The sequence below is a fragment of the Nonomuraea sp. NPDC051941 genome, assembly GCF_044593615.1.
Window position 1 is genome coordinate 105259 of the sequence record NZ_JBIUCF010000011.1, and the last position, 24717, is coordinate 129975.

Annotated in this window: 19 protein-coding genes and 1 other RNA gene; 4 read left to right on the forward strand and 16 right to left on the reverse strand. The window is 72.2% G+C overall.

The features are described 5' to 3' along the window. Positions 1-8: 8 nt before the first annotated feature. Both ACIHFD_RS20175 and ACIHFD_RS20180 read right to left on the reverse strand, forming a co-directional pair. Positions 9-143 (reverse strand): hypothetical protein, encoded by a 135-nt coding sequence (locus ACIHFD_RS20175; protein ID WP_318787313.1) that lies wholly within the window; start codon positions 141-143, stop codon positions 9-11. A gap of 103 nt (positions 144-246) precedes the next feature. Next, entirely contained in the window at positions 247-1839 is a 1593-nt protein-coding gene (locus tag ACIHFD_RS20180; RefSeq protein WP_397368221.1) for a hypothetical protein, read from the reverse strand. A gap of 154 nt (positions 1840-1993) precedes the next feature. Between ACIHFD_RS20180 and ACIHFD_RS20185 the strand changes: the two genes are divergently transcribed. Next, positions 1994-3856 (forward strand): hypothetical protein, encoded by a 1863-nt coding sequence (locus ACIHFD_RS20185; protein ID WP_397368222.1) that lies wholly within the window; start codon positions 1994-1996, stop codon positions 3854-3856. A gap of 3 nt (positions 3857-3859) precedes the next feature. Here the strand turns inward: ACIHFD_RS20185 and ACIHFD_RS20190 are convergent, their stop codons facing one another. Further along, positions 3860-6037: an acyl-CoA dehydrogenase gene (locus tag ACIHFD_RS20190; protein WP_397368223.1), complete on the reverse strand. Its 2178-nt coding sequence runs from the start codon at positions 6035-6037 to the stop codon at positions 3860-3862. A gap of 62 nt (positions 6038-6099) precedes the next feature. Beyond that, a complete protein-coding gene (locus tag ACIHFD_RS20195; protein ID WP_397368224.1) occupies positions 6100-7161 on the reverse strand; it encodes a hypothetical protein in 1062 nt (353 codons plus the stop codon). Positions 7162-7241: 80 nt separating this feature from the next. Between ACIHFD_RS20195 and ACIHFD_RS20200 the strand changes: the two genes are divergently transcribed. Next, a complete protein-coding gene (locus ACIHFD_RS20200) occupies positions 7242-8672 on the forward strand; it encodes an AMP-binding protein (protein WP_397368225.1) in 1431 nt (476 codons plus the stop codon). 18 nt (positions 8673-8690) lie between these two features. Next, positions 8691-9761: a S1C family serine protease gene (locus ACIHFD_RS20205; RefSeq protein ID WP_397368226.1), complete on the forward strand. Its 1071-nt coding sequence runs from the start codon at positions 8691-8693 to the stop codon at positions 9759-9761. 26 nt (positions 9762-9787) lie between these two features. Here the strand turns inward: ACIHFD_RS20205 and ACIHFD_RS20210 are convergent, their stop codons facing one another. The 5 genes from ACIHFD_RS20210 to ACIHFD_RS20230 all read right to left on the reverse strand — a co-directional run bounded on the left by ACIHFD_RS20210 (position 9788) and on the right by ACIHFD_RS20230 (position 16381). Then, entirely contained in the window at positions 9788-10330 is a 543-nt protein-coding gene (locus ACIHFD_RS20210; RefSeq protein ID WP_397368227.1) for an OmpA family protein, read from the reverse strand. After that, the gene (locus ACIHFD_RS20215) at positions 10314-10898 is read right to left on the reverse strand and encodes a hypothetical protein (protein WP_397368228.1); all 585 of its coding nucleotides are present in this window, start codon (positions 10896-10898) and stop codon (positions 10314-10316) included. Before ACIHFD_RS20215 ends, ACIHFD_RS20210 begins: the two co-directional genes overlap by 17 nt. Before the next feature lie 73 nt (positions 10899-10971). Continuing rightward, positions 10972-13764 (reverse strand): BTAD domain-containing putative transcriptional regulator, encoded by a 2793-nt coding sequence (locus tag ACIHFD_RS20220; RefSeq protein ID WP_397368229.1) that lies wholly within the window; start codon positions 13762-13764, stop codon positions 10972-10974. A gap of 13 nt (positions 13765-13777) precedes the next feature. Beyond that, positions 13778-15376, reverse strand: a complete 1599-nt coding sequence (locus ACIHFD_RS20225) for a serine/threonine-protein kinase (protein ID WP_397368230.1) — start codon at positions 15374-15376, stop codon at positions 13778-13780. A gap of 42 nt (positions 15377-15418) precedes the next feature. Further along, on the reverse strand, positions 15419-16381 hold the full coding sequence (locus ACIHFD_RS20230; protein ID WP_355190880.1) for a GlxA family transcriptional regulator: 963 nt from the start codon (positions 16379-16381) through the stop codon (positions 15419-15421). Between the two features lie 99 nt (positions 16382-16480). On the opposite strand from ACIHFD_RS20230, the gene ACIHFD_RS20235 reads away from it, so the two are divergent. Further along, the gene (locus ACIHFD_RS20235; protein ID WP_397368231.1) at positions 16481-16900 is read left to right on the forward strand and encodes a hypothetical protein; all 420 of its coding nucleotides are present in this window, start codon (positions 16481-16483) and stop codon (positions 16898-16900) included. Here ACIHFD_RS20235 and ACIHFD_RS20240 read toward each other — a convergent pair. The 7 genes from ACIHFD_RS20240 to ACIHFD_RS20270 all read right to left on the reverse strand — a co-directional run bounded on the left by ACIHFD_RS20240 (position 16845) and on the right by ACIHFD_RS20270 (position 24700). After that, positions 16845-18008 carry an ARPP-2 domain-containing protein gene (locus tag ACIHFD_RS20240; protein ID WP_350728462.1) on the reverse strand — a complete coding sequence of 388 codons (1164 nt, stop codon included), beginning with the start codon at positions 18006-18008 and terminating at the stop codon, positions 16845-16847. The two genes, ACIHFD_RS20235 and ACIHFD_RS20240, sit on opposite strands and share 56 nt — an antisense overlap. After that, entirely contained in the window at positions 18005-19384 is a 1380-nt protein-coding gene (locus tag ACIHFD_RS20245) for a hypothetical protein (RefSeq protein WP_397368232.1), read from the reverse strand. The genes ACIHFD_RS20240 and ACIHFD_RS20245 overlap by 4 nt, the downstream gene beginning before the upstream one ends. Before the next feature lie 150 nt (positions 19385-19534). Further along, positions 19535-20140, reverse strand: a complete 606-nt coding sequence (locus tag ACIHFD_RS20250) for a hypothetical protein (RefSeq protein ID WP_397368233.1) — start codon at positions 20138-20140, stop codon at positions 19535-19537. Beyond that, positions 20137-20973, reverse strand: a complete 837-nt coding sequence (locus tag ACIHFD_RS20255; protein WP_397368234.1) for a hypothetical protein — start codon at positions 20971-20973, stop codon at positions 20137-20139. Before ACIHFD_RS20255 ends, ACIHFD_RS20250 begins: the two co-directional genes overlap by 4 nt. A gap of 166 nt (positions 20974-21139) precedes the next feature. After that, complete coding sequence (locus tag ACIHFD_RS20260) at positions 21140-21847, reverse strand: hypothetical protein (protein WP_397368235.1); 708 nt, start codon at positions 21845-21847, stop codon at positions 21140-21142. Positions 21848-22149: 302 nt separating this feature from the next. Beyond that, positions 22150-22533, reverse strand: a transfer-messenger RNA (tmRNA) gene (gene ssrA / locus ACIHFD_RS20265). 289 nt (positions 22534-22822) lie between these two features. Next, entirely contained in the window at positions 22823-24700 is a 1878-nt protein-coding gene (locus ACIHFD_RS20270) for a penicillin-binding transpeptidase domain-containing protein (protein WP_397368236.1), read from the reverse strand. Positions 24701-24717: the final 17 nt, after the last annotated feature.

A 24717-nucleotide genomic window follows, 5' to 3' on the forward strand; every position in this document is an offset into this window, starting at 1 on the left:
GGCCCGTGTTACCGGTCGCCGTAGTTGTAGAGCGGACGGTTGACCGGTGTCGCCGTGGCACCGGTGAGTGACACGGTCGTGACGGTCGCCACCAGTGCGGCCAGGGCGACGCCAATGATCGCTGCTAAGAGGATCTTTATCACCGGGAATTCCTCCTTTGAGGCGGCAATGACCCGGGCGCACCCAACTTAGAACCAATTCTCCTTACTCGCTAGTAGCCAGACTGAATTTTCACAAAGTCGCCGATCAAGTAGGATGATCGTTCCCGGCAGGCGCTTGAATTCTGTACAACCGCAGCTCAGGCCGATCGACGACCAGGGTGGCCCCCTCGGTCCACCGGACGAACCCGGCACGCTCCTCGGCCGTCCCCGCGTCCACCACGACGTACCGGAAGCCCGCTGCGGCCAGGTCTGGCGAAGATCCATCTAGTACGCGTTCCACCTCGCGCACCCGGCGGTCCTCGGCCGCGACGACCATGCTGCCCACCCGCACCGAGTCGTCGGCCACCACGTCGCGCCCCGGCGCGGCGAAGAAGCGCTGGGCCGGGTCGAGCACCGCCCGCCCGCCGTTCCAGGGGAACCGGCGATAAGACTCGAACGGTAGCACCAGGACGTCCCCCGGCGCCCCGTCCGCCAGGATCGCCGCCCTGGCCTCGTACCAGCCGCGCGGATACTCCACCGCCTCCAGCCGGCCGAACGCCCCCCAGGCCAGCGTCGGCAGCACCGCCACCGGCGCCAGCACCAGGAGCGACACCCCGTACGGCACCAGGCGCCCGCCCTCGGCGGCGGCCCGCGCGGCGAGCAGGCCGAGCCCCACGGCGGCCAGCAGCGCGAGCGGCGCCAGGAACTGCTGCGCGTCACGCAGCACCCCGAACCCGCCCCACAGCTCCACCAGCCACCTGAGCACCGCCCGGCCGGCGGCGGTGACGCCGAGGCAGGCGATCGCGAACCCGGCGGCCGACGCCACGGCGAGCCCCGCCCGGCCGGGCAGGTCCCGGGCGCGCGCCACCGCCGCGATCCCGGCGAGCACCAGCACGAGCCTGGCCAGGGCGGCGACCGGTGCGTCGTACCCGGCGGGCACCGCGCCGGCGTTCCAGATCCCGCCGAGCGACAGCAGGCTCACCACCGCGCCGAAGGGGCCGTCCGCCCGGGCGGCGAACGCGTCCACGCCAACGCCGTCCCCGTTCAGCGCCTCCGGCCGGGCCAGCGCGGGCACCAGCCAGGGCAGGCTGAACGCCAGGACGAGGCTCGCCGCCAGCACGGTGTCCACCATCCGGCGTCTGTGCTCGACGGTCGCGCTCCGGGCGTACCAGGCCGACGGGATGACGGTGATCGCGGTGACGGCCATCGCGGCGAACCCGCCCACCGCAGCCGGCACCATCGCCACGGCCACGCGGCGGCGCGCGCACGCCGCCCGCACCACCCACGGCAGGCCGGCGTACCCCAGGAGCAGCGCCCACTGCCCCATCAGCAGCCGCTCGGCGACGTACGGGTTCCAGACGTAGAACGCTCCCGCGACCAGCCGGGGCCCCAGCACGGCCGACGGGACCAGCAGCCCCGCCCCCGCGCAGCCCAGCGCGAACACCCCCAGCAGGACCGCCTTCTGCACCAGCTCCGCGGGAACCACCGAGGCCACCGCGGTCACGACGGCGTCGCTCGGCACGACCCGCGGCGCCCCGCCGGCCAGCCCGAAGGTGAAGCGCGAGAAACGCGGCTCCGGCACGAACACCATGTCCTGGACGAGGACGAACCCCCACCCCAGCCCGGGCCCCAGTGCGAGAGCGCCCAGGACGAGTCCGAGCAGCGCGCAGGCTGCTCCGGCCCTCCTGGTCTGCGGCATCCCGCTATGACATCACAACCCAGCCACAGACATTCCCGGCATGTCCCCCGATTGTTAGTCTTTCCGCAGATCCAGGTGCTCTCTCGGTGACACGACGCCGCGCAGGGGAGCGGCGCGGGACCGATCCACGCGAGCGACGGGGCCAGAGGGACCGGTGACGACGAGCGAGACGACGGCCGAGAGCCGCCCGCGGACGCGTGGCGCCGAGGGTCGCCCGTGGACGCGCGGCGACGCCGTGCTGGCCGCCGGACTGGTCATGGTGGCCGTCCAGCTGGTCTGGAAGTTCGACCTGGTACGGCGCTCCTACTTCAGGCAGGACGACTTCACCTTCATCGCCCGCGGCCTGGAGCACGGCCTGACCTGGGACTACCTCATGCGGGTGGACTACGGCCACCTCGTGCCCGGGCCGTTCGCGATCCAGTGGGCGCTGGGCCGGCTGGGGGTCTACAACGACGTGCTGGCCCACGCCGTGGCGATGACGTTGCTCGGCGCCGCGGGGCTGGCGCTGCTGCGGCTGCTGCGGCTGCTGTTCGGGCCGCGCCCGGCCATCCTGGTGCCGCTCGCGTTCTACCTGCTGACCCCGATGACGATCTCGTCGCTGTCGTGGTGGGCGGTGCTGATCGAGACGCTGCCGTTCCAGATCGCGCTGCCGATGGCGCTGAGCTCGCACGTGCACTATGCGCGGACCGGCCGCTTCAGGCACGCGCTGGCCGCCGCGGCGTGGACGGCGGCCGGCATGGCCTTCTTCGTGAAGGCGCCGTTCATCCTGGTGCTCGCGCTCGCGCTGAGCGTGGGGTGGCTGCGCCGGCCCCGGCAGTGGCCGGCCTGGGTGCTGTACGCCGGGGTGGTCGCGGTCTACGCGGTGATCTTCTTCCGGCAGCTCTTCACCTCCGTGCAGCTCACGGACGACACCGTGCAGCCGAGCCTGCCGAGCCTGTCGGTCGCGGCCAGGTTCGCCTGGACGCTGCTGTGGGGCTCGCTGGTGCCCGGCGCGTTCGGCGGGCCGTGGAAGTGGCTGCCCATCGGGGACGACTACGCCATCGCCGCCACGCCGCCCGCGCCGGCCTGGGCCGCGCTCGGGCTGGCGGCCGTGGCCGTGGCGGTGTCGATCCGCTACCGCAGGCGCGCCTGGCTGGCCTGGCTGGTCCTGCTCGGCTACGTGCTGCTCGCCGACGTGGTGCCGGTGCTGATCGGGCGCATCGAGCAGCTCGGCCCCGACCTGGGCGGCTACGAGCTGCGCTACGTCTCCTCAACGTCCATGGTGCTGGCCCTGGTGATCGGCCTGGCGTTCATCCCGCTGCGGGACGAGGAGCGGCCCTGGCTCCGCCCCGCGCCCCGGCTGAGGCTGGTGTGGGTGCCGCTGGCCGCCGCCGTCGCGGCGGGCTCGATCTGGTCGGTGACGGCCTACGGCCGCCTGCCCCTCGGGCAGCACGTCAAGAGCTACGTGGAGACGGCACGGGTGGCGCTCAAGCGCACGCCGCCCGGCGCCGTCATCGTGGACGCGTACGTGCCGCCGAAGGTGGTCGTGGCCACGTTCTTCTACCGGTACGCGCTGACGTCCAAGGTGCTCGGCCCCATCGCCACGCACCCGGTCACCTGGACCGGCCGGCTGAACGGGCCGGTCAGCGGCCCGCTCATGTTCGACGACCAGGGCCGCCTGCGCCCGGTGTCCATCGAGGGCGCCGTCGTCCCCGGGCGGTCCCCCTGCACGCGGGTAGGCCCCGCGGGGGTCCGCTTCCGCCTTCCCCTGTCCCTGCCCAAGGGCACGTGGACGGCCCAGATCGGCTACCTGAACCCGGTGGAGACCACGCTGTCCGTGCGGCTCGGCGGGTCCGAGACGCGGGTGCCCGCGGGCAAGGACCTGGGCTCGACGTACGCGGCCGTCGAGGGCGGCGGGACCGACCTGGTCCTGCGCACCCTGGACGGCCGGTCCACCTGCGTCGGCGAGATCAGGGTCGGCATCCCCAGACCGGCCGTGAACGCCACCGCCGTCCCCCCGCAGCCCGTGGGGGGATGACGCTCACTTGCCGGGCTCGGGGTCCCTGGGCAGGCCCAGCATGCGCTCGCCGATGATGTTGAGCTGCACCTCCGTGGTGCCGCCGTAGATGGTCATCGCCCTGGTGGCGAGCACCGCGCGGTTCCAGTAGCCCGCGTCGCCGAGCTTCATGTCGGCCCCCACGACCGCCGCCGCACCCAGCAGGTCCACCGCCGTCTCGGAGACGTGCTGGGCGTGGGAGGTGGACAGCAGCTTGCGTACGGACGCGTCCGCGCCCGGCTCGGCCCCGGCGAGCTGCTTGAGCGTGACCCGCAGCGACAGCGCGTTGATCGAGTGGCCCTCGCAGACCACCGCGGCCACCTGCTGCGCCTCGGCCGGCGTCAGCTCGCGGCCGAGGCGGCCGATCAGGCCCAGCAGGTCGGGTACGGACGCGCCGGTGCCGCCGGAGCCGGACGACAGCGAGACGCGCTCGTTCGAGAGCGTGTTGCGGGCGACCTTCCAGCCGTCGCCGACCTCGCCCACGACCAGGTCGTCGGGGACGAAGACGTCGTCGAGGAAGACCTCGTTGAACAGGTTCTCGCCGGTCATCTCGGTCAGCGGCCGGACCGTGACGCCCGGGGCCTTCATGTCCACCAGGAAGTACGTGATGCCCTGGTGCTTGGAGCCCTCGCTGGAGTTGCGGGCGATGCAGATGCCCCACTCGGCCACGTGGGCGACGGAGGTCCAGATCTTCTGCCCGGTCAGCTTCCAGCCGCCCTCGACCTGCTCAGCCTTCATCTGCAGCGAGGCCAGGTCGGACCCGGCGCCGGGCTCGGAGAACAGCTGGCACCAGATCGTCTCGCCGCTGAGCGTCCTGGGCAGGAAGCGCTCCTGCTGCTCCCGGGTCCCGTACGCGGCGACGGACGGCACCACCCACGCGCCGATGATCATCGCGGGCAGCTTGACCTTGGCGGCCTTGAGCTCCTGGGCGATCAGCACCTGCTCCAGCGGCTTGGCGTCGCGGCCCCACGGCCGGGCCAGGTGCGGCATGACGAAGCCGCGGTCGGCCAGGGCCCGCTTCTGCTCCTTGCCCTCCAGCCGGGCGATCTCCGCGATCTCGGCCCGGATCGACTCGCGCAGCTCCTCGGCGTCCTCGGGCAGGTCGATCTGCATCTCGCGGGCGACGCCCTCCAGGGCCAGCCCGGTCACCTTGGCCGCCCACTCCGACGAGGAGCCGAGCAGGGCGCGCAGGGTGAGCGCGCGGCGGTAGTAGAGATGGGCGTCGTGCTCGAAGGTGTAGCCGATGCCGCCGAAGGTCTGGATGGCGTCCTTGGCGCACTGGACGGCGGCGTCGGGGGCCATCACGCCCGCGATGGCGGCCGCGTACTCCAGCTCCTTGCCGTCGGCCCTGGTGGCGTCCCAAACGGTCGCACGGGCCTGCTCCAGCGCGACCAGCATGCGGGAGAGCTTGTGCTTGATGCCCTGGAACTGGCCGATCGGGCGGCCGAACTGCACGCGCACCTTGGCGTATTCGGCGGCGGCGGTGACGCACCACGAGGCCAGGCCCGCGGCCTCGGCGCCGAGCAGGATCGCGGCGAGGTTCAGCACGTCGGGGCGCTGGACGCCGCCCAGGATGCCCTCGGCGGGGACCACCAGCTCCGACAGCTCCACCTTGGCCACCAGCCTGGTCAGGTCCAGCGACTTGACCTCGGTGACGGTGACGGCGGAGGCGTCGACGAGGATCCACTCCTCGCCGTCGTCCGTGGCGACCGGCAGCACGAGCGCGTCGGCCAGCGAGCCGCCGAGCACGGGGTCGGCCGTGCCGGAGACGACCAGGGAGCCGTCCTCGGTGCGGGTGCCGGTCAGCGAGCCGGTCAGGGCGACGGCGCCGGTGAGGGTGCCGTCGGCGAACGATTCGAGGTGCTCGGGGCGCTTGGAGGCGCTGATCACGGCACTGGCCAGCACGGTCGGCAGGTAGGGACCCGGGGCCATGCGCTCGGCCAGCGCCTCGACGGCCACGGCCGTCTCCAGCAGCCCGTAGCCGGAGCCGCCGTACTCCTCGGGCACGTGCAGGCCGAGCAGCCCCTGCTCGGCGAGGCCCGCCCAGAACGACGGACGCCCGTCCGTCCCGGCGCGCAGCAGCTCGGACGGGATGTTCCGCTCGGCCCAGCCGCTCACCGACTCACGGAGCGCCTCGTGCTCCTCGCTCAACCCGATCGCCATGCTCATCCTCCATGCCAGGTCCGACCCATACCTAGAACCATATTCTAGAGGATGCTTCTGGCCTAGAGCGGTCGAACCCGTTGGACGAGGGTGTTGATGTCCGCCCAGCGCTTCTTGTTCGGCTCGGGGATGGAGGCCAGGAGCATCGCGGGCTTGGTCTTGCCCACCTCGACGATCGTCACCATGGCCTGGGCGACCTGCTGCTTGCCGTTGAAGGTGTAGGTGACCTGGTAGCCGAGCGTCCAGCCCTTGCCGACCGGGACCTTCTGGGAGGCGGTCCAGGCGAGCGTGGCGCCCGCGGGGTACTGCGTGCGGAGCGACCAGCGGGCGGCCTGGGTGGCCAGCTCGCGGTAGTCGGCGTCCTTGGAGGGCTTCGTCGTGGGCGAGTCACCCGGGAACATGGCCGAGGCGACCACCGTGTGCGGGACGGCCACCTTGCCGATGCGCTGCGCGATGGAGAACGGCGGGAACGACTTGGCCTTCCACGGCGTGGCCAGCCTGGGGTAGCTGATCCCGGCGTTCTTGTCGCTGATGATGCCGGTGACCACGGCCGCGGTGCCCGCCAGGGTCGGGTACGCCTTGCTCTTCGGCACCGGCGGCAGCACGATCGGGCTCTCGGTGGGGGTCGGGGCGGCCGACGCCGAAGGGGCGCCGGAGCTCGGCACGGGGGCGACGGAGGCCACCTGCTCGGCCGACTTGTTGGTGGGCACGTCACCGGAGAAGACCACGAAGATCAGGAACACGGCGAGGACGGTGACAAGGATCGCACCGAGGAGATAGACGACCTTGATCGGAATGTCGCCGATGCCGCGCCTCGGCGGCTTGGGCAGGGGCAGGGGCGGGGACGGGGGCGGATACAGCGGCCGCTGCTGCACCGGAGGCTGCGGCAGCGGGCCGGGGAGCGGGCCGGGACCGCCTCGCTGGGCAGGAGGCTGCGGGAGAGGCGCCTGCTGGGGAGGGGTCTGCTGCACCGGCGGGCCGCCCGCCGGGGGCCTGAGAGGGACGGACGGACCCGCCGCCGGCGGGCGGGGGATCTGGACCGTCTCCTCGGCAGGCAGGACGACCTTGCGGAACGGAGTGGTGGGTGAATCGTATGAAGGTCTCTTGTCGCCGACGTCCGCCATGGCCATGAGGTTACGTCACAAGAGAGCTGGATAATTCCTCCAATACCCCTGCAGAATCTAATTCTGTAAGGTCTGCGAACATGAGGGGTTTTTACGAGATCGCAGCCCATGACCCTGAACGTCCCGCGCTCCTCGGTGACACCGGCGCCACCTACGGTGAACTTCTCGCCCGGGTGAACCAGGTCTCCAACGGCCTGACGGCACGTGGAGTCGCCCCCGGCGACCGCGTCGTCACCGTGCTGAAGAACGGGCTCGACGCCCTCACCATGATGCTCGCGACGTACCAGACCGGCGCCTACCTCGTGCCCGTCAACTGGCATTTCACCGCCGAGGAGATCGACTACATCGTGGCCGACTGCGGGGCCGGGCTGGTGGTCTCGCCGGACGCCCGCTCGGTCGCCGAGCTCGCCGACGGGCAGCCCGCCACCGCGCCGCCGCACCGGCGGGCCGGGTCCATGATGCTCTACACTTCCGGGACGACGGGACGACCCAAAGGGGTACGTCGGCGGCTGCTGGACCTGACGCCGGAGGAGCTGTACCCGATCCTCGTCCGCAAGAGCTGGCGCCACTTCGGGCTGCCGTTCGGCGGGGTGCACCTGGTGTGCTCGCAGCTCTACCACTCGGCGCCGTACGGGCAGGCCATGATGGCGCTGCAGTTCGGGCACGCGATCGTGGCGCCGGAGCGGTTCGAGGCCGTCGAGGCGCTGCGGCTGATCGAGCGGCATCGGGTGACGAACGCGTTCATGGTGCCCACGATGTTCCACCGGCTGCTGGGGGTGCCGGATCGGGAGTCGTACGACCTGTCGTCCCTCACCCACCTCTACCACGGGGCGGCCCCGTGCCCGCAGGCCACCAAGCAGGCGATGATCGACTGGCTAGGGCCCGTGCTGTGGGAGTACTACGGGTCCACCGAGGCGGCCGTGGCGACCATGGTGTCCTCGCAGGAGTGGCTGGCCAGGCCGGGCACGGTCGGCAGGGCGCTGGACGGGATGTCGTTCACGATCGTCGGGGAAGACGGCCAGGAGGTGGGGCCGGGCTCGCCGGGGCTGGTCTACATCGGCGGGATCAACCGGTTCGAGTACCACCGCGACCCGGACAAGACGGCGGCGGCGATGCGCGGCCAGGCGTACACGCCCGGGGACATCGGCTACCTCGACGACGACGGCTACCTGTTCCTGCTGGACCGGCGGACCGACCTGATCATCTCCGGCGGGGTCAACATCTACCCGGCCGAGATCGAGGCGGCGCTGCTCGAACACCCCGCCGTGGCGGACGTGGCCGTGATCGGCGTGCCGGACCCGGAGTGGGGGCACAAGGTCGTCGCGCTCGTGCAGCCGGCGGCCGGCGCGGTGGCCGGGGACGAGCTCACGGCGGAGCTGCTGCGGCACTGCGCGCCCCGGCTGGCCAGGCTCAAGCATCCCCGGCTGATCGAGTACCGGGAGTCGCTGCCGCGCACGCCGACCGGCAAGCTGAGCAGGCACAACGTGCGGGAAGCGTATCTTTCGGGCTGAGCTGGGAACAGTCCTCCCATGAGGAGGATCGCCGCGGGACTGGCCACCGCTTTCGTGCTGCTGCTCGCGGGCTGCGCTCCTCCCCCCACGTCCAGCGCGACGCCGTCGACCGCGACCCCGCACAGCTCGCCGACGGCCTCTCCCTCGCCGCCGTCGCTGCACTCGCTGGAGTCGGCGTACGAGGACGTCATCGCCGACGTCCTGCCGTCCATCGTCCAGATCACCACCAAGGTCGGGCTCGGGTCCGGCATCGTGCTCGACACCGCGGGACACATCATCACCAACGCTCACGTCGTCGGCCAGGCCAGCAAGATGGAGGTCACGATCGCCACCGGCGGCGCGCCGCGCTCGGCCAAACTGGTCAGGTCCTTCAACGCGGGGGACCTGGCGGTGATCAAGGTGGACAACCCGAACGGGCTGCGGCCCGCGCGGTTCGGGGACTCGTCCAAGCTGCGGGTCGGGCAGATCGTGCTCGCCATGGGCAACCCGCTGGGCCTGTCGGGCAGCGTGACGAACGGGATCGTCTCGGCTCTCGGCCGTACCGTCTCCGAGCCTCAGGAGGCGGGCTCCCCCGGGGCCACGATCGCCGGCGCCATCCAGACCTCGGCCGCCATCAACCCGGGCAACAGCGGCGGAGCGCTCGTGGACCTGTCGGGCAACGTGATCGGCATTCCCACGCTCGCGGCCACCGACCCCGAACTCGGCGGGGGCGCGGCGCCGGGCATCGGGTTCGCGATCCCGAGCAACACCGCCAGGGACATCGCCACCCAGATCGTCAGGTACGGCAAGGTCACCAACAGCCACCGGGCCGCGCTCGGCATCCAGGGCAGCACGGTGATCAGCACGGACGGGCAGGAGATCGGCGTGGGCGTCATCCGGGTCGAGCCGGGCAGCGGGGCGGACAAGGCGGGGATCGCGGCCGGTGACGTGATCGTCTCGATCAACGGCAGGAACACGCCGACGATGGCGTCCCTCGCGGAGGCCCTCGCCACCCTCAGGCCCGGCGACCAGGCCAAGGTCGGGGTGCAACACTCCGACGGCACCACGAGCACGGTCACCGTCACCCTGAGCCAACTCCGAACCGACTGACCCCCCGCTCACGGCACCGGCGGGGGTCACTGCTTGGCGGTGAAGACGATCTCGACCCGCCGATTCTGCGCCCGGTTCTTCTCGACCGGCTTCCCGCCCACCACGTTCGGCCGCCGCGGCCGGCTCTCGCCGTACCCCCGCGCCTCCAGACTCGCCCCCGCCCCCGTGAGCAGCCCGCGCATGGCCGTCTCCACGGCCTGCGCCCGCCGCCGCGACAGCGCGAGGTTGTACGAGTCGCTCCCCTGATCGTCCGTGTGCCCCTCGATCCTGACCGCCCCGCCCGCTCCGTCGGCGTTCACCTTCGCGGCCACCTCCCGCAGCCGCTGCCTCGCCTTCGCGGTCAGCTGCCACTTGTCCAGCGCGAACAGCACGTCGCTGGTGAGCGAGACCGTCACCTGGCGCCCCTGCTTGGTCTCGGTCTCGGTGCCGTCCAGCGACTCGACCTCGCCGATGATGTCCTCGACGGGCAGCACCAGGTCCTCCACCGCCCCCACGGCGTCGGACGGCGCGCCGGGCGCCGGGGTGGGCGACAGGACGAGGGCCAGTGCGACGCTAAGAGATAGGAACATCGGTGAGCACGCCGATCATGGGCATCTCAATGTTGATCTTCGTGACGTCCGCCGGAGGCGCCGCGAAGACCGCGTACAGCGTGGACGTCTGCCCCTTCTCCAGGAACTGGCCCTGGGTGCCGGAGCAGACGCACTTCGCGTCCTGGCCGGTGCCGTTGCGGGCCACGCGGTAGCGCTTGGCGTTCACCGGGTCGATGAGGGAGACGGCCGACACCGTGAAGTCGAGCGTGGCCGTACCCAGGCCGTTGTGAACGTTGACCTTGCCGTCGAGCGCGGTGATCGACCAGTTGAGGCTGAGCGTCCTGCCCTGGCGCTTGAGCCCGAGGATGTCGGCGCGGGCCTTGCCGTGCTGCCCGCCAGCGGACACGTCGGCCTCGCGGCTGGCGATCGCCCTGGTCTCCTGCGGAGGCGCCTCTGTCGCTTCGGCCGTGGCCGGGGGTTCGGTGGTGGTTTCCGCGACGGTCTGGGGCTGCTTCTCCTCGCCGCCACCGCCGGCCTGCCGCCCCGGGAGCGCACCGCAACCGGCCAGCGCGACGGCCGCGACAGCCAGCGCGATCGTCTTTCGCATTCTGAGATCACCTTCGTTGTCGGGGATGTGGCCCTCACCGTAGGGAGGCGGCGTTCAGGATCCGCATAGTCCGCTATATCCGCGGGCCACGCCGTCTACGGGCCTCCTGCGCGAGCCGGTCGGCCTCGGCCCTGCCCTGCTCGTCACTGAGGCGGTCAAACTCTCCCATAGCACGCGTAAGCGCCTCAACCGCTCCGTCAATGTCGTCGAGGTCCAGCGCGGCCCGGGCGAGCGCCATCAGGGCCTGCGCGGCGCCCCGCCGGTCCCCGTAGGCGACGAACGTCTCCAGCGCTTCCCTCGCGGAGCCGGCCGCTGCCCCTGGCGTGCCTTCCGCCCTGGCGATCTCGGCCAGTACGAGCAGCGCCCCCGCCTCGGGCAGCCGATCGCCCAGGCGGCGGTTGATCCGCAGCCGCCGTTCCACGCACCCGCGGGCCTCGGCGAGCCTGCCCCCGCCCAGGTGCAGCCTGCCCAGGTCCAGCAGCGCCTCCGCCTCGCCACGCGGGTCGCCGAGGTCCTGGTACGCGCTCAGGCTCTCGTTGAGCCGGCCCTCGTCCCGGCGCAACGCGCCCAGCGCCCGTAAGGCATCGGCCCGCCCGCGCCGGTCGCCCGCCTCCTCGAAGACCCGCAGGGCCCGTACGAACGCCTGCTCGGCCTCCGCCGGACGGGCCTGGACCAGCCCGAGCCGGAGCGTGACCCTGGCCAGCTCCAGCCCTTCCACCAGCGGCTGGGCCGCCCGCAGCGCCGCGGCTGCCGACTCCGTGCGTCCTTCGGCCCGGTGCAGGTCGGCCAGGCCGCGCAGCAGGAGCGCCTCGCCGTGCCGGTGGCCCGCCGCCTTGGCCGCGTCCAGCCCGGTCGCCGTGGTGGCGTGCCAGTCGTCGTGGTGCGCGCCCAGCTCGAACAGCGGGGTGAGGTAGAAAGCCAGCCGCCAGGCGGCCTCGTACAGGCCCACCCGGGAGAAGTCCCCGACGGTCGCCACCAGGAAGCGGCGCTCGGCGCTCAGCCAGCGCGCCTCGTGCCGCAGCCACCCGGTCTCCAGCCGCTCTGCGCCGGGCAGGTGGACCTCCGTGCGGCCGGTGCCGGGCTCGGCGGGCAGGAGGGAGGCCCTGGCCTGCCGGGTTCGTTCGAGGATCGCGCCGGCGATGACGGCCAGCACGCGTTCCGGGCCGCCTTCCTCCCCGGCGAGGCGTTCGGCGGCGTAGAGCCTGGTCAGGTCGTGCCAGCCGTAGCGCTCCTGACCTGCCTCGTCCAGGCCGCGCGACTGCAGCAGCCCGGCCTCCGCCAGCGGCTCCAGGTCCGTGCCGAACACCCACGACGCGAAGTCGGGCGCCGACAGCGCGCCGAGCCCGCGCAGCAGCCGCCGTTCCGGGTCGGCCAGGCCCCGGTAGCCGAGCGCGAGGCTGCCCCGCACGGCGAGGTCGCCCGCGCTGAGCTCGTCGAGCCTGCGCCGCTCGTCCCCCAGGCGGCCCGCCAGGTGGTCGAGCGTCCAGCCCGGCTTCCTGGCCAGCCGGGAGCCGGCGATGCGCAGGGCCAGGGGCAGGTGGCCGCAGAGCCGTACGATGCGCAGGGCGGCCTCGGGCTCGGCCCGCACGCGCTCGTGCCCGGCCACCTCGCCGAGCATCGCCACCGCCTCGTCCCCGTCGAGCACCCCCATCTCGTACGCCCGCGCCGCCTCCAGCCCGGCCAGCGGCGACCGGCTCGTCACCAGGGTGAGGCTGCCGGGCCCGGTCGGCAGCAACGGGCGCACTTGGGCCTCGTCGGCGGCGTCGTCCAGCACGACGAGCAGCCGCTTGCGGGCCGTCATGCTCCGGTAGAGCCGCACCCGCTCGTCCGGCGCCGGCGGGACCGCGCCGTCCGGGCAGCCCAGCGAACGCAGCAGGTCCTCCAGCACGGCGCCGGGCGGCCGGGCGCCCAGCGAGGCGTAGAGCCGGCCGTCCGGGCGTTCGAGGCCGGTGGCGGCGTGCACCGCGACGGCCGACTTCCCGCAGCCGGGCGGGCCGTGCAGGACGAGGTGCACGGGGGCCGACGCGTGCTCGCGAGCCGTCCGAACGATCCAGTCGAGCACGGGCGATCGGCCGACAAAATCAGAAATGTCGGGTGGCAGCTCGTCGACCGGGCCGCGGTCGCCACCGGCCGGTGCAGCGGGGCGGTCCTCGCCGGCCAGGACCCGCCGGTGAGCGTCGGCCAGCTCCGCGCCCGGCTCCAGGCCCAGCTCGTCCACCAGCGTCCGGCGCGCGTCCTGGTAGGCCCCGAGCGCCTCCGACCGGCGTCCCGCCTGGTGAAGGGCTTCGATGAGACGCACCCAGGCACGTTCGCGCAGCGGATGCGCCCCGACCAGCGCCCGCAGCTCCCCGATCACCTCCGCGCCCCGGCCCAGCCGCAGGTCCAGCTCCACCCGCTCCTCCAGCGCGGTCAGGCGCAGCTCCTCCAGCGGTACGGCGTGCGTCCGGCGCAACAGGGACGACTCGACGTCGGCCAGCGCCTGCCCCCGCCACAGCGCCAAGGCCGTCCTGAAGCCATCGGCTGCCTCCGCCACCCGGCCCGCCGCCCGGGCCTGCCGCGCCCCGCCGACCAGCCGCTCGAACCGGTGGCAGTCGACGTCGTCCCGCTCGACGTCGATCAGATAGCCGCCCGGAACCGTACGGATGCCGTCCACGAGCTTGCGCAGCGCGCTGACGTACACCCGGAGCACCGACCCCGCCGAGGCCGGCGGCCGGTCGTCCCACACCACGGACATCAGCCGCTCGACCGGCACCGTCTCACGGGCCGACAGCAGCAGCGCGGCCAGCAACGTGCGGTGCTTGGCCGGTCCTGGCACCTGACCGGACTCGATCCGCAACGGACCGAGCACGCCGAAGCGCACGCTCACGCACCTCTCGGCATCACGTGCCCGCCGGCCTGAGCGCGAAGGAGTCGAAGCGGACGCGTGCGGACCCGGTGGCGCCGGAGGCGGCGTGGACGCCGGACTCGCCGGGGCCGTAGGGCGCGTCGGAGTCGGTCGCCTGCGCGACCAGGCGTTCGTTCAGCCACATGCGCAGCGTCACCTTGCCCCCGCTCTCGCCGCACTCCGCAACGACGCGGTTGACGGCCGCGCCCTGCGCGTCCGCCGGGCCGTACAGGGTCGTGCCCCGGGTGCCCGTACGGCGCTTGACGATCGTGACCTTGCCCGAGCCGCTCACCCCGAACTCGTAACGATCGCCGGAGCGCGCCGAGCCGTGGCACCACACACCGTACTCCCCGCTCCCCTCCTCAAGGGTGGCCTTCGCGCTGACGACCACGCCGCCCTCCGGCTCCTGCCTGGGGGCCGACTTCCACAGCCGCCAGCCCGGCTTGACGGTCAGCTCGTAGCCGGAGCCCGCCTGCCGCGCGCTCCCGCCCTCCGACGCGCCGAGCGCCCAGGAGTCGCCGAAGTCGGCCTCGTACGGCCAGCTCTCCTGCGACAGCGCTGGGACGGTCACGGCGGCGGCGACGACGGCGAGCACGAGCCCGGCGGCCCCCGCGACCCACGGCCACCGCCTCCGCTTCGGCTTCGCCCCAGACGCAGACGCTGACACAGACGCAGACGCAGACGCAGGCGGAGCGGGCGGCATCGCGGGCGGGGGCGACATACCGGACGCGGGCCGCACGTCGGGTCCGGACCGCACGTCGGCCGTCGTGGTGCCCGTCCAGGTGCGCTCGACCCTTTCGGTGGCCGTGGCCAGGCGGGTGCCGCCGACCAGGTCCGCCAGCAGCCGCTGGGCCGTCGGCCGCAGGCGCGGATCCTTGGCCAGCGCCCGCTCCACGACCTGCCTGATCCCCTCGTCGAGCCCGTCCAGCCTGGGCCCCTCCTGCGTGATCCGGTACAGCACCTCCGCGGGCGCCCCGCCCCCGAACGGCAGCCGCCCCGTCCCCGCGAACGCGATCACCCCGCCCCACGCGAACACGTCGGCCGCGGGCGTCAGCGGCTCCCCGCGCACCTGTTCGGGCGCCATGAACGCGGGTGTCCCGAGTATCGCCTGGCTGACCAGGCTGTCGTGCTCCACGAGCTGGGCGATGCCGAAGTCGATCACCCGGGGCCCGAGCGGCGAGAGGAGCACGTTCGACGGCTTGAGGTCGCGGTGGATCACCCCGGCCCCGTGGATGGCGCTCAGCGCGGTGGCGATGCCCACCGCGAGCGCCTCCAGGTTCCCGCCGGACAGCGGCCCCTGCTCGTTCACGGCCTGCGCCAGGTCGGGCCCCTTGACGTATTCGGTGACGAGGTAGGCGATATCGCCGTCGATCCCCGCGTCCAGCACGGGCGCGGTGCAGAACCTGGCCACCCGGCGGGCCGCCGCGACCTCCCGCTCGAAGCGCCGCCTGAACGCCGGATCGCGGGCCAGCGCCGGATGGATGACCTTGAGCGCCGCCAGGCCGCCGGTGGGTGTCGAGGCGAGATGCACCTCGCCCATGCCGCCGCGCCCGAGCAGGCGCCGCAGCGTGTACCCGCCAATGACCTCGTTCATCGCAGACAGACTAGCCAGCTCCCGGCATTTCCCTGGATCGGGTCACCCGGCCGCCTGGGTCAGCCGGTAGCGCGACGGCGGGATCCCGTACCGGTCGACGAACGCCTGCCGCAGCGTCTCCGCCGTCCCGAACCCGCACCGCACGGCCACGGACGCCATCGGCAGGGACGTGGACGCCAGCAGGTGCGCGGCGGCCTCGGTGCGGGCCTGCCGGACATATCGCCCAGGCGTCAGCTGCAGGTGCTGGAGGAAGAGCCGGGTGAGGTGCCGCTCGCTCACCCCCGCCTCGTTCGCCAGCGCGGCCGTGGTGAGGTCGTCGCGCAGGTGCGCGGCGATGTACTCGATGGTCCGCCTGACCAGGTTGTTCGCGGGGACGGGCGCGCTGACGAACATGCTCATCTGCGCCTGGTCGCCGGGTCGCTGCAGGTAGGTGACCAGGTTGCGGGCCACCGTGCGGGCCAGCTCGGGGCCGTTGTCCTCCGCCACGAAGGCGAGCGTGAGGTCGAGGGCGGCGGTGACGCCGGCGGACGTGGCGACGTTGCCGTCGCGGATGAAGATCGGGTCGGCGTCCACGGCCACCGCGGGATGCCGGGCCGCCAGGTCGTGCGCCAGCTGCCAGTGCGTGGTGGCGCGCCGCCCGTCGAGCAGCCCCGCGGCGGCGAGCACGTACGCGCCCGTGCAGACGGAGGCGACCCGGCGGCTCTCGCGGGCCAGCCTGCGGACGTGGCCGACGATCAGCGGGCTGGCCGCGGCGTCGTCGTGGCCGACCCCGCCGGACACCACCAGCGTGTCGAGCGGCCCGTGGATCCGCTCCAGCGCCAGCTGGGCCTGGACGGTCAGCCCGGTGCCGCAGGTGACGGGGTGCCCGCCCGGCGTGGCCACGCGCACCTCGTAGCAGGGCGCCGCGCCGTGCCAGTTGGCCTCCTCCAGCGTCGAGGTGACGCAGGCGACGTCGAGTAACCCCACCGCCTCGTACGCCACGACGACGACCCGTCGTACCTCCATGGCCATGACTGTAGGGCCGAAGGACAGAGAGCCCAAGTTTCCGGACCTCCCCGGCCCACCTCCCTTGGCACGCGGTGGCCCTCTGGCAACAGTCGAGGCATGACAACGACAAACACCGGCACCGGCCGCCGCTGGGGCAGGTTCGCCCTTCACTATGTCGAGATGATCGTCGCCATGTTCGTCGGCATGTTCGTCGGCATGCTGGCCCTCGGCATGCTGCAGTCCGCCGTGGGGATCGGCTTCTCCCACGAGCAGCAGCCCGAGCTCGCGTACCTGGTCATGGCGGTCGACATGTCGATCGGCATGGCCGCGTGGATGCGGATCCGCGGGCACGGCTGGGCCTCGACGCTGGAGATGTGCGCCGCGATGTTCGTCCCGGTGGTGCCGCTGTTCCCCTTGCTCTGGCTGGGCGCCATCGACGCCGGGACCATGATGACGGCGGCGCACGTGGCGATGCTCCCGCTCATGCTGGCGGCGATGCTGCGCCGCCTCGACGAGTACGCCGGCTGCGCTCACTGAGCGCCTTGCGGTAGCCGTCCAGGACGTCCTGCCGCAGCAGGTGCCCGAACCCGGCCCGCTCCAGCCGCAGCCCCAGCTCGGCGGCGCTCACCCGCAGGCTCTCCGCGGCGGCGGGCAGGCTCCAGTCGTGCTCGGCCAGCGTGCTCAGCAGGTGGCCACGCCTGACCTGCGCCTCCGACAGCCTGAACGTCTTCAGGTAGGCCGTCCGCCCGTCCGCGTCGTTGATCATCTCGCCGATGTGGTTCTCGCTCTTCCGCTCGAACGCGGGCAGGAACCGGCTCAGCGTGAACCCGCCCATCCGGTAGACCTCCTCCACCCGCGCGGGGGCGCGGAGGAGGCCCGCTGCCATCACCGAGTCGTGGAAGCCGGCCCAGTCCCGCTCGGCGCGTACGGCCTCGGCCCGCAGGTCGGCCAGCGAGGCGACCGCGCTCTCGTCGATCACCGCGGGAAAGTCCCTGGCGGGGTAGAACAGGGCATAGTCGTGGATCAGCTCGCCGTACATGTCGCGGACCAGCGTCGGGTGCAGCGCCCGGTAGTCCTCCGGGTGCGGCACCACGAAAGCGCTGGCCAGCGTGTCACCGGCGTACAGCAGCAGCCCGCACTGCCCGGGGTAGATCTCGAAGATCTTGAGCGCGTCCTCCAGCCCGCGCACCTCCGCCCCGGCGTAGGCCTCCTCGGAGCGGGGGGACAGCCCGTGGACGAGCGCCTGCCGCGACCACTCCTCCCACGCGACCACGGGGCCGCCGAAGTGCAGCGCGAGGTATCCCTCCACGGCCAGGTGCAGCGGCAGGAACCGGAGCCGGTTCTTGTCCACCCGCCGGGCCATCCTGCGCCTGGTCCTGATGCACATGTGGCGCAGCGGCTGCCCGAGCTGCGTGCCGTAGGCCGCCGCCGGGGTCCCGTCGCCGGTCCACGACGCGACGAAGGCGTGCGGGATGTACGCCGTGTAGAGGGTCTTGTCCGGCAGGTGGACCATGGACAGCTCGTCGCCGTACACCTTGGCGTGCAGCCGCAGGTCCTCGACGGGCTCGCGGCGCACGAGCGGCACCAGCCGCAGCCCTCCCCAGGTCTGCGCGGGCCGCGTGTCCAGCCCCGTGAGATCCATCATCGCCGTGCCGCCCGATCTTCCAGGTACGTCCTCAGCTCCCCGAGCCCGGTGCGCCCCTCCGCGAACCGGGCCAGCTCCACCAGCGCGGGCAGGTCCTCGGCGTCGCGGATGCCGGCCGTCGGCACCATGGGCGACAGCCGCCGCACGTCGAACCGGTCGGCGTCGTAGACCGGGTTGACGTGCACGATGCCCACCTCGCCTCCGGGATCGAGCTTGCGCCGCCACACGCGCAGCACCTCGCCCGCCAGCCCCGGCGGCGCGTTGTCCCAGCCGTCGGAGACGATGACGAGCAGGCCGGGCCGGTGTTCGAGCGCGTCGAGGATCCGCTGCCCCAGCGGCGTCGGCCCGTACGGCCGCACCTGGAGCGGGTCGGTCCGGCGCGACAGCCACAGGCCGCGGTAGTCGCCGGCCAGGGCCTCCAGCAGGTAGTGGCAGGCCAGCGCGACCGCCAGCGGCCGGCGGCGCTTCACCGGCGAGCCGAACGAGGAGAAGCTGTCGTCCAGCACCGCCGCGACGCTCCCCCACGTGCCCGCCCGCGCCCCGGCCACCCGGGCCGCCGCCGCCCGCAGCGCGCCCACCAGCTCGGCGCGACGGCTCGCGCGCACGTCGGCACGCAGCGACAGAATGTACGAGGCCAGCCTGACCAGCGGCATCGCGGCCAGATCCGGCTCGGTGTCCACCTTGTCCCGGCTCGCGGACTCCGTCAGCCGCAGGCGCTCCAGCCTGGTCAGCCGGGGCGCGATGCGCTCCAGGAAGATCTCCCTGCCGATGCCGTGGCGGGCGGCGAAGCCCTCGGCGACCGTGTACGGGAGGTCGTACAGGGCGCTCTTGTCGAAGTGCGCGCGGCGCCACGCCTCCAGGACGGGCGTCTCGTAGCGGGCCCGGCTGAACGGCGCGAACAGGAAGTCGCCCAGCTCGCCCGGCAGTCGCAGGTGGGCGTGGCGCACCGCCGACTTCACCTGCGCGCGGTACTTGACCGCGTCGAAGGCCAGGTCGGGGCGGCCGGTGAGCCAGTCGCGGACGACGGCCCTGGTGCGCCGGTTGTTGACGCCGTCGCGGCGCAGGCGCCGGAAGAGCCGGTAGACCCTCGGCGGGCTCATCCGTTCCAGCCGCCAGGCGATCAGCCGGCCGTCGCCCGCGCGCCCGCTCAGCAGGTTGGCGATGATCAGGGCGGCGTTGTGGTCGTTGATGTCGAGCGCCAGGGCGGCGGCGTACAGGTCGGGATAGTTGCCCTGCACGTAGCGGTGCAGGAAGTCGAGGGAGAGCCGCTGCTCGCCGGCCGTGCCGTGGAACTCGCGCTGGCCGGTGGAGGTGATGGCCGCGTTCGCGAAGATCAGGACGTCCTCGCACTCGATCAGGTCGGCGTAGGTCTCCATGGGCTCCCCCGGGGGTCGGCGGACTGGCCGGGGAATGGGGGCACGAGCTGCGAAGCATCGCTGTACAGGCGGGTTCCGGAAGTCGTACCTGAGTCCCGCGGCCAGTCTGGTCCGGACCCTACCGGGCCTTTCGCACCGATGCGACGGTATTTACCGGGCTTCGGTGCGCGCCGAGCGGGCCTTGATCTCGCCGAGCGTGGTGTGGTTCTCCCGGATGACGGAGATCAGCACGTACGAGACCAGTATCAGCCCGAGACAGAGCGCGTCGGCGGCCCACCAGGGGATCTCGGCGAGCAGCAGATAGCCGTCGCCGTCGCTCAGCGACCTGATCACCGCCGTGACCACGGCCACCACCAGGGTGACCAGCAGCCAGCTTCGCAGGCGCGGCAGATTCCCCTTGTTCCACAGCCGGATCCGCCAGCCCATGAAGACGGCGAGCACGCCGAGCAGAGCGCAGAACCCGATCAGCCACCAGGGCAGCGCGAAGGCGGTCTGGTCGGCGATCTGCCGCTGCGTGGTACGCAGCTCCGTCTCGGCCTTCCGCTTGGCCTCCACGGCCGCGTCGAGCTGCTTCTTCAGCTGGGCGACGCTCCTCTCCTGGCGCGGAGGAGTCGCGGGGGTGTCCGTCGGGAGCATCCGCGCGACGACGGTCAGCATGATCGCGACGAACGACAGCGCCAGGACGATGGCCATGAACAGGTCGATGAAGCGCAGATCGAGCGGCGGGGCGAACGATCGGGCGGGCCGCCGCCTCACGGCTCCCTCACCAGCGTGTACTTCTGCGGGCGGCTCTCGGCCGCGCTCAGCCGCTCCACCGCCGTACGCAGCGCGTCCAGGCCCTTGACGAGCTCCTCGGTCCGGCCCCTGGACTGGGCCAGCTCCTGGGTGAGCCCGTGCATGGCGGGGGCCGCCTGCTTGGCGGGCAGCCGCGCGATGTAGATCAGGAACACCTCGTCGGCGGCCACCACGTTGGCCCGCTCGCCCCGCTCGACCAGGGCCATCGCGCTGAACGCCAGCACGCTCAGGAACAGCGCGATCAGCGTGACGCCGAACGCGGAGGCCAGCTCGGGCAGCACGTGCTGCTTGAGCGCGGCGATCAGCACCCCGGGGTCGCCCTCGCGGTCCAGGGCGTTCGAGAACGAGTTGACCATCGCGCCCATCGTCAGCGCGGTGCCGATGAACCCGAAGACCGGCAGCGCCCAGATGAGCGCGTGGTCGAGATGGTGCTTGTTGGCCATCTCGCTCTCGTCCAGCGCGGACCGCGCGCTCAGCACCGCCTCGCAGTCGTTCCCTGCGTCGGCCGCCTCCCTGAACAGCTTGAGCCGCCGTGCCACCAGCGTGTCGTCCGTCGGCTTCACCGCCTGAACGTTCGACACGGCCCGAGCCGTCGCGGCGTTCTCACGCCGGATGTCCGGAACTGCCCTGACGATCCTGAGCACCGCGGTCAGGAAAACCGCGATGATCAGCGTGACCACAAGCTCCGCTGCCACGGGGGCCGTGGTCGCGCCCACGGACACCAGCAGAGCCTCCACCATTCCGGCCGCCATCAGCAGCGCGGAGAACACCACACCCACCACAGGCGCGAACACCGAGTGACGCCAGCCGTACCTTGACACCCTTTACCCTCACTCCGGCCCGCAAAATGTCAGAGACCCACCTAAGCACATGTAAAACACGCGTTGGTTACGGTCTGCGGTGTCAGCGGTACCAAATGTTGTCAGCGAAGGTGAGCGCCGGCGCTCCGCGGGCGCCTTCTCACAACCAGAACCACCGGACCTCCGACGTGCGCCGCCGCTCGTCCAGCCACGCCTGGAACGCCGCATCCAGCACCTCGGGAGCCTCGGGATCGGGCGGGACGACCTCGTGGACGACCCCCGCCAGATAGCCGCCGTCGTACGGAACGGGCCCGGCCGAGGCCTGTTCGGGCAGCGCCCGCAGGGGCTCGGGCAGCTCCGGGGTGAGCGCGACGGCGGCCTGCAACCGCATCCCGCGCCGTCCGGATGCCGGGCTCCCGGGCAGCGCGGCCATCGCCCGCGCGTGGAAACCCGGCTCCGGCCCGTCCAGCAGGGCGCCCAGCTCATCGGCGTCCGGCCCGATCACCCACACCGCATGCCGCACCGTGAACTCCTCCGGGTGCTCGGCCAGACGGCGACGGGCCGGCTCACCGGCGAAGCGCTCGCGGACGCGGGCGATCAGGCCCTGCGTTCTGACGTGGCTCCAGAAGGCGTCCTCCGACATGCCCGTCTCAGCCAGCCACCGCAGGGTCTGCGCACGACCGGTGAGCCCGCGCCGTCGCCGGAACTCGTCGGCGGCCCGCCGCGCCTCCTCCGGAGCCACCGGCCGCATGTCGTTCTCCAGCTCGCTGAGCAGGATCCGGTGGTCCACCAGCCAGGGAATGCCGTCGTCCACCTCGGCCGACAGCGCGACGGTGCCTCCCTCGGGGTGCTCCAGGGAGCTTGGCACTCGCACCTTGGGAATGGCCTGGGGCCACTTGTATCCGGCGGCCCCGGCCCGCGACGCCCCTCTCCAAGCGGCATCAAGCGTCCTGCCAAGGAAAGCCCCCGGCCGTGTGGTCAGGCCGGGGCACGAGGCTCGACAGCGCGGGCCCTGCGCGCCCCTGAGCCCCTGCTCACACCTCGGACCCTGGGGCCTGAGGCGCCCTTGTCGCCTTGAGGACCTTGAGGCCCCTGAGGACATTGGGGCCCCTGAACACAAAAAACCGCCCCTGCCTGCCGAGGTCTCGGCAGATCAGAGGCGGTCTGATGGTGTGGAGGTGGCGGGAATCGAACCCGCGTCCTTCAACCCCAAGTCAGGGCTTCTCCGGGCGCAGCCTGCTGTGCTTTTCTCGGCCCCGGCGATCACGCAGGCGAGTCGCCGACGGGCCCAGCCACTGTTTGATTTCCCGCTCTCCCCCGTGGCCGGGTCGAGCGGTTGAGCCTTCTAACGATGCCAGACACCGGGCCGAAGGCACTCCCGGGCTGACAGTGGTTTCGCTACTTAGGCAGCGAGGCCCAGGGAATCCTGGGCAGCCACAGTGCGCTTAGAATTGGCACTTGTTGTTTGCGGTCACAGGATTAACGAGGTTATGTCCGCAGTCCTCGGCCCGCTTCACCTGGCTTGCAAAGTCGAAGTCGAAGCCAGTCACCCCCTGTGCAGTTGTCAACACACCTCCGCGGAGGTGAGCAACAAGAATCTACAGGGAACAACGCCCCCAACGCCAACTTGATTCCCCATGACGAAACCCCCGGGAGCGCGGCTCAGCGGCGCGCGCTCCCGGGGGCCGACCGGCAGGGTCGAGCCGGTCCGGACGGCAGGACTTCCCCCGAGATGAAGTCCTGATCTCATCACGGCGACTGGATCCGCAACCCCCCGAGCGGGTCCAGTCACTCAGTAAGACGCAGCCGGACCCTCGAATGGTTGCTCAGCGTGACGACAATTTCACGGAGAGTTCCGAAGGGCCGAGAAGAAGCTGCCCGCGACCGCTCCGGCGTCGTGGTTGCGCGCCAGCACGGCGACCGCCACGTCCCCCTGCCAGCCCACGAACCACTTCAGCTGATTGCCTGCCGTGGCCGTCACGCCGTAGACCCTGCCCTTGCCCGCCTGGGCGGGCGTGCTGGTCGCCCCGGCCGCCATCATCCGCTTCAGCGTCGCGAGGACCTTGGGATCGACGGGTACGGGGGCGGGCTGCGGGGCCTGCGCGGCCTCCACCGTCGGGTCGGGCGACCTGGGGTCGGTGACCAGCACCGGCGGACGCCAGGTGCCCGAGGCGACCGCGGCGGCCACCAGCGCCATGCCGAGCGGGCTGACCTCGACGTTCTGGCCCGCGATGGCCTTGGCCTTGTCGGCGTCGCCGGCCAGCTGCGGCAGCGCGCCGCTGAACGACTTGAGCGGCAGCCGCCACGGCTGGCCCACGCCGAACGCCTTGGCGCTCCCGGACAGGTCGTCGGCCGTGACGCGGCGGGCCAGCGAGGCCAGCGCGGTGACGCAGCCCTTGGCGAAGTTTTCCTGGAAGGTGGCCGAGGGCGTGACCCCGGTGGACTCCGCGGCCTGCACGAACTTGGCGCCGCCGACCGTGCGCTCGTCCGGGCAGGCCAGCCGTAGCTTCGGGCTGACGTCCTTCTTGAGCAGCGCGTTCGCGGCCACGATCGAGAACGCCGTGCCCGCGGGGAAGCGGCCGGCCAGCGCGCCCATCTCCTGGTTCAGGTCCTTCTGCCGGGTCAGCTCGCCCTGGGACCCGACCGCGAGGATCTGACCGGTGTCGCGCTGCACCGCCACCAGCAGGCTGGCCTCCGTGTCGCCCAGCGCCTGCTCGGCCGCCGCCTGGACGGACCGGTCGATGGTGGTCTTCACCGAGACGTTCTCCCGGCCCCGCCACTCCTTCAGCAGGGCGACCTGCTTGCCGGTCTTCAGGTCGAGCGTGATCACCTTGGTCTGCGTCGAACCGGTCAGGTAGTCCTGGTAGGCCTGCTGGAGGCCGCTCCTGCCGACCGAGTCACCGGCCCGCTCGGGCCCGCCGAGCTTCTGCTCGGTCTCGGGGGTGAGCGCGCTGACGCTGCCGACGATCTGCTGCGGCGGCTCGGGGTTGACCGGCTGATCCTGCTGCACGGTCTCGATCCCGTCGATGGCGTCGAGCTTCGACTGCATCGTCTGGTAGCGCGAGCGGCCGAACGTGACCAGCGGCACGAACTTGTCGGGCGGCGACGACCTGATGCGGCTCAGCAGGCGGTCCTGCGCGTAGTCGGTGATCTTGGACAGCTTGGCGGCGACCTCTTCCGCCTTGTCGCCGAGCTTGGCCGGGTAGACACCCGCGCTGTAGAACACGGTGTTGCCCTGCAGCGGCTCGCCCGTGCGGTCGACGATCGGCTTGCGCGGCCTCGGGTCGGTGTCGACGGCGAACCGCTGCCCCTCCTTGAGCTGTGGATGCAGCACCGAAGGCGACCAGCGCACCTTCCAGGTGCCGTCCACGAGGTGGAGCGGGAGCAGCCCGTCGTACTCCCAGAGGGGGTTGTTCTCCCCCAGGTCGACCTCGGCGCGGAAGTCGGCCTTCGCCTCCTCGCCCGTCATGCTGAGACTCTTGATCTTGAAGCGGAAGGAGGCCGCGTCGAGCTCCAGCTTGGCGTCGGACAGCGTCTTGCGCACGGTGGCCTGATCGCCGTCGGTGCGGCCGGCGGCGAGCTCGTAGTCGCCCGACTGCCAGCCCACGAGGAAGTCCCGCACCGCGTCGTGCGGTGAGGGCTCCTCGAAGCAGCCGGTCAGGGTCGTGCTCGCGACCGCCAGGGTGGCGGCCGCGGAGAGGATGCGGCGAGCGCGTGTCATGGGGTGCGGTGCCGCCG